This window comes from Peptoniphilus sp. HCN-40583, from assembly GCF_037892835.1.
GTDB lineage: Bacteria > Bacillota > Clostridia > Tissierellales > Peptoniphilaceae > Aedoeadaptatus > Aedoeadaptatus rachelemmaiella.
Genome location: NZ_JBBKBU010000003.1, coordinates 123,180 through 131,506 on the forward strand (window position 1 = coordinate 123,180; position 8,327 = coordinate 131,506).

Annotated in this window: 6 protein-coding genes; all 6 read right to left on the reverse strand. The window is 54.4% G+C overall.

Annotated features, from left to right (window positions below; all coding sequences use genetic code 11):
* Nucleotides 1-27 precede the first annotated feature (27 nt).
* A complete protein-coding gene (gene pyk / locus WKT05_RS02130; protein ID WP_340412719.1) occupies nt 28-1,773 on the reverse strand; it encodes a pyruvate kinase in 1,746 nt (581 codons plus the stop codon).
* A gap of 8 nt (nt 1,774-1,781) precedes the next feature.
* Nucleotides 1,782-2,738: an ATP-dependent 6-phosphofructokinase gene (locus tag WKT05_RS02135; RefSeq protein WP_340412720.1), complete on the reverse strand. Its 957-nt coding sequence runs from the start codon at nt 2,736-2,738 to the stop codon at nt 1,782-1,784.
* Between the two features lie 7 nt (nt 2,739-2,745).
* The gene (locus WKT05_RS02140; RefSeq protein WP_340412721.1) at nt 2,746-6,174 is read right to left on the reverse strand and encodes a DNA polymerase III subunit alpha; all 3,429 of its coding nucleotides are present in this window, start codon (nt 6,172-6,174) and stop codon (nt 2,746-2,748) included.
* A 48-nt stretch (nt 6,175-6,222) separates the two neighbouring features.
* A complete protein-coding gene (locus tag WKT05_RS02145; protein WP_215508321.1) occupies nt 6,223-6,483 on the reverse strand; it encodes an HPr family phosphocarrier protein in 261 nt (86 codons plus the stop codon).
* Between the two features lies 1 nt (nt 6,484).
* Complete coding sequence (gene whiA, locus WKT05_RS02150; RefSeq protein ID WP_340412722.1) at nt 6,485-7,429, reverse strand: DNA-binding protein WhiA; 945 nt, start codon at nt 7,427-7,429, stop codon at nt 6,485-6,487.
* 42 nt (nt 7,430-7,471) lie between these two features.
* Nucleotides 7,472-8,327 (reverse strand): gluconeogenesis factor YvcK family protein (locus tag WKT05_RS02155; RefSeq protein ID WP_340412723.1); only part of this gene is annotated, 856 nt, incomplete at its 5' end.

Below are 8,327 nucleotides of genomic sequence, written 5' to 3' on the forward strand. Positions count from 1 at the left end.
TAAACATTTCACACCCATCGTGCAAGGCTACTTCGTGCGCACGCTTCCCAAGAAGACTTCCCCGGTGTCGGCGTTCATGGTAATAACCTCACCGGATTTCAAGCCGTCGGTAATGCCCTTACAGCCCACAATGGTGCATTTGCCCAAGGACAAGCCGGCAATGGCCGAAGGGGACGTAAGGCCTTCTTCTTCGGAGATAAAGCCGCCGGCCCGAGCCAAATAAGGCGCCAGCGATTTTTCATAGCCCTTCGCCACGATAATGTCGCCGTCGGTAAAATCCCGCATATAAGTGCCGTCTTCGGAGACGATGCGGGCGCGGGCGGTCTTTTTGCCCATGACAATGCCCACGCCTTTGTGCAGGGTGGATGCCACTTGATGGACCTTCACCACATTGGTGCTGCCGGCCACCCCTTGGGGAATTCCCGCCACCATGACGATTAAATCCCCCTCTTTAATAAAGCCGGCCCGCTTCACGATTTTCGCCGTCTCCTCAAAAATTTGCCTTTGATTGGTCTTTCCCTTCACGCCTGTCACGCCCCACTGAAGGCTCATTTGCCGCAGCACGGCGTCGTCTTCGGTAACGGCAAAGACATCGGATTTCGGGCGGAACTTCGCCAGATTTCTCGAGCTGTAGCCTGTGGCCGTGGCGATGACGATGGCATCGGCGGAAAGCTCCTCCGCCATTTCCACGGCGTGGCGCACGATGACATTGGTGGTGTTTCGCTTAAACTGGTCGCTCTTTTTCAAAATATGTTCGTAGTCCAGAGCGGCTTCGGTAAAGGCGCAGACCTTGGCCATGGTCTTCACCGCTTCCACCGGGTATTTGCCTCCGGCGGTTTCACCCGAAAGCATGACGGCGCTGGTGCCGTCGATAATGGCATTGGCCACATCCCCCACTTCCGCCCGAGTGGGCCGGGGATTTCGAATCATGGAATCCAGCATTTGCGTGGCGGTGATGACGGGGATTCCCTCGTCGATGGCCCGATCGATTAATTGCTTTTGCACCAGGGGCACTCGCTCCGTTTCGATTTCAACGCCCATGTCCCCTCGCGCCACCATGATGCCGTCGGCAAAGGCGGCGATTTCATCCATGTTGTCGATGCCTTCTTTGTTTTCGATTTTCGCAATGACCTTGATTCCCTCGCCGCCGTGGCTTTCCAAAACATTGCGAATGGCGATGAGGTCGTCTTTTTTTCGAATAAAGGAAGCGGCGATAAAGTCCACCCCTTCGTCGATGCCGAAGCGAATGTCTTCCACGTCTTTTTCCGTGAGGGCCGGCAGCTGAATGGACGCCCCGGGCACGTTGATGCCCTTGTGGTCTTTAATCACGCCGCCGTTTAAGACCTTCGTGTAAATGGTCCTGTTTTCGATGCTTGCCACCTCAAGGGCCATGAGCCCGTCGTCAAGCAAGATCACCTGCCCCGGTAAAACGTCTTTGTAGAGGTCGGCGTAGGTGATGGTTACACCGAATGCGTCGCCTTCTCTCTCCTCGGCATAAAGGGCGAAGGCGCCCCCTTCTTCGAGGACCGCTTCCCCGCCTTTAAAGGTGGCGGTGCGAATCTCCGGCCCCTTCGTGTCCAACATGAGGGCGATGGGCAGATCCATTTCCCGCCGCACTTTTTTGATCCTATCCATGGTCTCTTTGTGGCTCTTATGGTCGCCGTGGGAAAAATTTAAGCGACACACATTGACGCCTTCGGTGAAAAGGGCCCGCAAGGTGTCCTCGTCCCAAGACGCCGGGCCGATGGTCGCTACGATTTTTGTTTTTTTCATCGTCTCTCCTAAATCGAAATTTTATCCAGTAAGTGGTACATGTCTTTGTCAAAGGTTTTTTCCACGGCCAGTGCTTCTTCCAAATCCATGGCCTGAAGCTTGCCTTGTATCATCCCGAGGGCCAGGGATTTTTTCCCGCCTCGGCAGTAGTTCACCGCTTCCGCCCCTAAGCGAGAGGCGTTGATGCGGTCGGCGCCGGTGGGGATGCCGCCTCGCTGCACATAGCCCAGCACCGTGACCCGTGTCTCGATGCCCGTGGCCTCTTCCAAATCCCTGGCCAGGGCGTAGGAAGAAAGCTTGTCTTCCGTGAGAAGAATAATGTGGTGGCGCTTGCCGCGAAGTTTTCCGGCGAGCATTTTTTTCTTCACGGCCTCGAAGTCGAAATCCACCTCGGGCAAAATCACGCTCTCCGCCCCGCCGGCGATGCCCGCATAAAGGGCCAGGTCGCCGCAGTGTCTGCCCATGACTTCCACAATATTGGCCCGCTTGTGGGCGCTTGATGTGTCGCGGATCTTTCCGATGGCATCTAAAATGGTCTCGATGGCCGTGTAAAAGCCGATGCTTCCGTGTTGGTAGCCCAGGTCGTTGTCGATGGTGGCGGGAATGGTAATCACCGATTGACCCAGTTTCGACAGGGACAGGGCCCCGCGCATGGAGCCGTCGCCGCCGATGACCACCAAGTGCTCGATGGCCATGGCCTCCAGATGCTTTTTCGCTTCAAGAAGCCCTTCTTCCGTACGCATTTTTTCCGAGCGGCTCGTGCCTAAAATGGTGCCGCCTTTGTGAATAATATCCGCCACGGAAGACAGGTCCATATACATGGCGTCTTCGTTAAAAATGCCGGTGTAGCCGTTTCGAATCCCCAGCACCTCGATGTTTTCGTACACCGCCGAGCGCACCAGCGCCCGTATGGCTGCGTTCATGCCAGGGGCGTCGCCGCCGCTGGTTAATATGCCTATGGCCATAGTCGCCTCACTTTCTGATAATATCTTCCGCGGGATCCACGTACACACTCAGATCCCGAATCAATTCGTCGTCGTAGTTGACCGCCAAGCGCTTCGGAAGACCCAGAGCTTTTTGCTCCTCGGTGAAATATAAAATCACATCCAGGGCGCCGCTGTGCTTTTCCAACACCCCTTCAATCTCCTCTTGAAGGTCGCGATTTTTCAGGCGAATAAACACCTTCTGCGCCGCCTCTTCCAAGGGACGAATGGATTCCACCAAGACCTTGCCTTCTTCCACTTCGCTTCCTTCAATGCGGCCGGTGACGGTAATAAGCTTGCCCTCTTCAAAAAAGCCCGGGGGCAGAGAAGCATAGACTTGGGGAAAGACCACGAGCTCAATGGTGCCGTAAAGGTCTTCCAAAATGCCGAAGGCCATCATTTTATTTTTCTTCGTCACCAAGGTTCTTGTCTCTCTCAACATGCCGCCTAAGGTGCGATTAAACAAGACATCGGCGGTTTCCAGGGCCTCTTTTATATCCGCCGTGTTTGAATTTGTTTGTTGCTTTAAGCTTTCGCTGTAAGACTCCAGGGGATGGCCTGAGACGTAAATACCCAGCACGTCCCGCTCGTATTCCAGCTTCTGTTTTTGGTCGTAGTCCTTCAGCTTCGGAAGCACGTCGCCTGCGGCGCTTTCCGTCTGTTGAAACAAGCTGACCTGGCCGGGAATGTTCCGCTTATTTTCTCCCTGAATCTGATCCATGAGCTTGTCGTAAACGGCCAGATACTGGGGCCTGTTTCCTCCCAAGCTGTCGAAGGCGCCGGCCTTAATCAAAGATTCCATGCTGCGCTTATTCATGGCGCCGGGGGCCGCTTTATCCACTCGGCGAATAAATTCCGTCATGGAGGCAAAGGGCCCTTCGCACCTAGCGTCCTCAATGGCGCGGACGAAATTGGCCCCCACATTGCGAATGCCCTTCAAGCCGAAGCGAATGGCCCCGTCTTCCACATTGAATTTCAAAAAGCTCTTGTTTACATCCGGCGGCAAGAGGGGAATGTTCAGTCGCTTCACTTCCTCGATGTACATGCGCATGTGATCGGTATTGGACATAAAGGAGGTGATTTGCGCCGCCATAAATTGCGCCGGGTAGTAGCGCTTCAGCCAGGCCGTGCGGTAGGCCACCACGGCGTAGGCCACGGAGTGGGATTTGTTGAAGGCGTAGTTGGCAAAGTCAATCATGAGGTCGTAAATCTTGTCAGCACTGGCCTCGTCCACGCCGTTTCTCAGGGCGCCTGCCACGTCCACTTCCCCAGCGTCGGTTAAGCTGCCGTAAATAAAGTTTTGCCGCTCCTGTTCCATCACGGCCATTTTCTTTTTGCTCATGGCCCTCCGCACCAAATCGGCGCGGCCCAAAGAGTAGCCGCCGACCCGGCGCACGATTTCCATAACCTGTTCCTGATAGACGATGCAGCCGTAGGTTTCTTCCAAAATATCCTTCACCGCCTCGTGGGGATAGGAGATCTTCGAGGGATCGTGTTTCGATTCCACAAATTTCGGAATCTGATTCATGGGCCCCGGCCGGAAGAGGGCGTTGGCTGCGGCGAGGTCGGCAAATTTCGTGGGCTTTAAGTCTTTTAAAAAGGCCCGCATCCCGCCGCTTTCAAATTGAAACACGCCCAGGGTTTCCGCCCGCTGAAAGAGCTTCAACACTTCGGGATCGTCGTAGTCCATGGTATCGAAGTCGATCCTTTTGCCGTAGTCCCGCTCGATAAAGGCCAGGGCGTCGCGAATCACCGTCAGGGTTCTTAGGCCCAAAAAGTCCATTTTCAACAGCCCGAGCTCTTCCAACTCGATCATATTAAATTGGGTGGAGATAATCTCGCCGTTTCGCGTCAGAGGCACGTAGTCGGTCATGGGATTTTGACTGATGACGACGCCGGCGGCGTGGGTAGAGGTGTGGCGAGGCACCCCTTCCAGTCGGCGGGCCAAATCCAAGAGCCGATGCACGTCTTCTTCTTCGTCGTAGGCTTTTTTCAAAGAAGGCGAAATCTCCAAGGCCCGATTCAGGGTAATGTTTAATTCATTGGGCACCTGCTTCGCCACAAAGTCCACCCGGCCGTAGGGCAGGTCCATGACCCGGCCCACGTCGCGAATGGCGGCGCGGGCGCCTAATGTACCGAAGGTGACGATTTGCGCCACGTGGTCTTCGCCGTATTTGTCGATGACGTAGTCGATGACTTCTTCTCGGCGTTCGTAGCAAAAGTCCACGTCGATATCCGGCATGCTCACCCGCTCGGGATTTAAGAATCGCTCGAAGAGCAAACCGAATTTCAAGGGATCCACGTCGATGATTCCCAAGGCGTAAGACACCACGCTCCCCGCCGCAGAGCCGCGGCCAGGGCCCACTTCGATGCCCGATGCCCGGGCAAAGGCGATGAAGTCCCACACGATGAGGAAGTAATCCGTATAGCCCATGGAAAAAATCGTGTTCAATTCAAATTCTACCCGACTGCGCACGGCCTCATTCACTTCGCCGTAGCGCTTCACGAGTCCCTCTTCCACCAGCTCCCGCAAATAGCCTTCGTTGGTGTAGCCCTCGGGCAGTTCAAAATGGGGCAGGTGCAGGTGGTGAAACTCCAGCTCCACATCACAGCGGGCGGCGATTTTCACCGTGTTCTCCAAGGCTTCGGGGGCGTAGGGGAAAAGTTCCGCCATTTCCTCCGGGCTCTTCACATAAAATTCGTCGGAGGGGAAGCGCATGCGCTGCTCTTCGTCTAAAATCGATGCCGTTTGAATGCACAAGAGGGCGTCGTGGGCGTCGGCATCTTCTTTATTTAAGTAGTGGCAGTCGTTGGTGGCGACAAGGCCGATCCCCGTCTCTTTAGAAAGACGCAAAAGCTTGCGGTTCACCTCTTTCTGCTCCCGCATGCCGTGGTCCTGAAGCTCCAAAAAGAAATTGTCTTCGCCGAAAATTTCCCGGTAACGCAGGGCCGCCTCCTTGGCCCCTGTCTCGTCGTTTTGAAGAAGGGCCTGTTGCACCTCACCGCCTAAGCAGGCGGAGGTGGCGATGATCCCTTCGCTGTGCTTTCTTAAATCCTCCATATCCACCCGAGGCTTGTAGTAAAAGCCCTCCACATAGCCGGTGGAGACGATGGCCATTAAATTTTCCCAGCCTCGCTGATTTTCCGCGAGAAGAATCAGGTGATAGCGCCGATTGCTCTTCTCCGTCACCGATTTATCCTGTTTCGTGACATAGACTTCGCAGCCCAAAATAGGCTTGATCCCCGCCGCCTTCGCCGCCTTGTAAAAAGCCACCATGCCGTACATATTTCCGTGATCCGTCAGGGCCACGGCATCCATGCCCATGGCCTTCACCCGCTCGGGGAGATCGGCGATTTTCGTAAAGCCGTCTAAAAGTGAATACTCCGAGTGCAAATGCAAATGTACGAAAGATCCCATAGTCGTCCTCTCTAAATAAAAAAAGAGCTGTCGAAAAGGCCAGCTCTTTTAATCTAATTGTTTTTCTACAAATTCAACCATGCCCTCGATGGCCTCGTCCTCGTCTTTGCCTTCGGCCCGCAGGATAATCTCTTGACCCGAAAAAATACCCAAACTCATAATGCCGATAATGCTTTTGCCGTTGACCTCTTCGCCGTCGCGAACAATCGTAATATCCGATTCGTACTGATTGGCCACCCGAACAAACATGGCCGCCGGTCTGGCGTGCAGACCCTCTTTGTTTTTAAGTATAACCTTAGACTCTTTCAATTTAAACTCCTCTCAGCTTTTCCGCCAGCTCGTGTATTTTTTTCATGCGATGGTTCACGCCGCTTTTCGACATTTTCGGCACCATCATTTCGCCAATCTCCGTTAAACTGGCCTCGGGATGATTCATGCGACAGAGGGCCACGGGCATGAGCTCTTCGCCTAAAGACGAAAGGCCCACGGTCTTTCGGATCCAATCGATGTCTCTCATCTGTCTCGCCGCGGCGTTCACCGTCTTGGACAAATTGGCCGTTTCGCAATTTACCAGGCGGTTCACATTGTTCCTGACGTCTTTAACCACCCGGGTGGATTCAAATTCCAGGACGGAGCGACTCGCCCCCATAAATGCCAGGAAATCGGAAATTTTTTCCGCCTCTTTTAAGTACAGGATGTAATCGTCTTTTCTGTAAATGCCCTTGGCCGAAAAGCCCGCCCGCGAAAGCCATTTTCTTATGTCTTCGCCGTGGACCTTGTCGTGAGAAATCATCTCCAGATGATAGCCCTTCGACGGACTGGTCACGGACCCCGCCCCTAAAAAGGAGGCGCGGATGTAGGCGCGGATCGACGCCGCATCTCTTAACAGGGCCGGATCCACGGCATAGTGCATTTGAAATACATTGTCGGGACGAAGGAAATCGCTATCCATCAGAAGAGAGCGAACCGATCCTTCGTCGGTCATGCGAATGCGATACTGCTTGTTTTTCTTCAAATACATATTTTGCGTCGCCGCCACTTCCACATCGCTGCCGAAGAGGCGTTTGATGGCGGAAAGGATGCGCCGCGCCACGGAGGCGTTCTCCGTGTGGAAGGAAAGGTCTATTCTAAGGCCTTCCCTCAGGCGGATCACGCCGCAGGTGCGCACGTAAGCCGCAAGCTCCGCGTGAAGAATCGCCATGTCCTCCATGGGCACGCGGGCCAATTCATTTTTTACATCTTTAGAAAAACTCACAGTCTCCTCGATTCTACTACCTCTCTATTATAGAGCAGTTTTTCATCCCTTGCAATGGATTTCCCCATAACGGTCACATAAGCTTAAAAGTCGTTGAGCCACACGAAGGCCGTCGTGGCGAATGAGCTCGCCCCCTGTGGCCATAAAGGCGCCTTCCTCCACATCTACGCCTTTTTTCGACAGGTCCTTTCGCTCCTCGGCCGCTAAATAAATGGGCCGCACCCCTTCTTCTCGGGCGTACTTTTCCAGAAGAATCGGATCCGTTTTTGCATCGTTTGCAAGGATGCACTTCACCGGTCTCGTAAGGCCGTGGGCTTTTAATGCCTCTAAGTGATCGCTTAAACTCATCCCCTCGGTTTCGCCGCGCTGCTCCATTATATTGGCCACATAGACCAAGGGGGCGCGGGCTTCGTTTAATGCACGGGCCACCTCGGGCACGAGGAGATTGGGGATCAGGGAGGTATACAAACTCCCGGGCCCGATCACCAAAAGATCCGCCGCGAAAATTTCATCGATGCAATCGCCGTTGGCCTTCGGCGCCTCGGGATCCAGCTCGATGGACGTAATGGCCGCGTCATTTTCGTAGGCGTAGCGGGGAATGGCGGATTCGCCGCGAATGCTCGCCCCGTCGGCGTAATGGCCGATGAGGGCGATGGATTCTTCCGTCACGGGAAGGACCCGCCCGGTGATCTTGAGTACCTCCGCCGCTTCTTTCACTCCTTCGGCGAAGCCGCCGTGAATATCTGTCAGGGCCGTAATAATTAAATTGCCCATGTTCTGGTCTTTTAAATTCCCATCTTTAAAGCGGTACTGCAGGAGGTTTTTCAGCGAAGGCTCCGCATTGGCGAGAGCCACCAAACAGTTCCGCACATCCCCCGGGGGAAGCATGCCATAGTCT

What these genes read in the sequence shown, in the direction of transcription:
- WKT05_RS02140 (WP_340412721.1), bottom strand. Translation starts at nt 6,174, where the DNA reads ATGGGATCTTTCGTACATTTGCATTTGCACTCGGAGTATTCACTTTTA.
- pyk (WP_340412719.1), bottom strand. Translation starts at nt 1,773, where the DNA reads ATGAAAAAAACAAAAATCGTAGCGACCATCGGCCCGGCGTCTTGGGAC.
- WKT05_RS02135 (WP_340412720.1), bottom strand. Translation starts at nt 2,738, where the DNA reads ATGGCCATAGGCATATTAACCAGCGGCGGCGACGCCCCTGGCATGAAC.